Origin of the sequence: Vibrio sp. 10N.261.55.F4, assembly GCF_041470465.1 — a bacterium.
GTDB lineage: Bacteria > Pseudomonadota > Gammaproteobacteria > Enterobacterales > Vibrionaceae > Vibrio > Vibrio crassostreae_C.
The window spans coordinates 1-501 of record NZ_JBFRMM010000055.1 but is presented as its reverse complement, the minus strand read 5'-3'; the positions used below and the strand labels follow the sequence as shown (position 1 = coordinate 501).

Genomic DNA, 501 nt, shown 5'->3' with positions numbered 1-501 from the left:
ACATCGCCAGGCTTTAAATTATTAGAGTCGTTTTTAAACGGTTCTTGAATTGCTGATATAGCTCAGCCCGGTAGAGCGCACCCTTGGTAAGGGTGAGGTCCCCAGTTCGAGTCTGGGTATCAGCACCATATTTAGTTGATTTGATTATTCAAGTTAACAACAGAATTTGCTTGGCGACCATAGCATTGTGGACCCACCTGATTCCATGCCGAACTCAGAAGTGAAACACAATAGCGCCGATGGTAGTGTGGGGCTTCCCCATGTGAGAGTAGGACATCGCCAGGCTCCAAATTGCTTTATGCTGAATAGACACTGCGGAGTGGTAGTTCAGTTGGTTAGAATACCGGCCTGTCACGCCGGGGGTCGCGGGTTCGAGTCCCGTCCACTCCGCCACTTATTAGAAAGCCTAGTCTTATGACTAGGCTTTCGTCGTTTCTGGCTATCGATAATTTGGTCTCCGACCAATGAGTGTCGTCACCTGATACCAATCCGGAAAATTAA

Annotated in this window: 2 tRNA genes and 1 rRNA gene; all 3 read left to right on the top strand. The window is 48.1% G+C overall.

The annotated features are described in order from the left end of the window. The first annotated feature begins 51 nt into the window (after nt 1-51). Nucleotides 52-128 (top strand) — tRNA-Thr (locus tag AB4249_RS21635). A 41-nt stretch (nt 129-169) separates the two neighbouring features. After that, nucleotides 170-285: ribosomal RNA gene (gene rrf, locus AB4249_RS21630) — 5S ribosomal RNA — on the top strand. Nucleotides 286-316: 31 nt separating this feature from the next. After that, nucleotides 317-393: transfer RNA gene (locus AB4249_RS21625), tRNA-Asp, on the top strand. Nucleotides 394-501 lie beyond the last annotated feature (108 nt).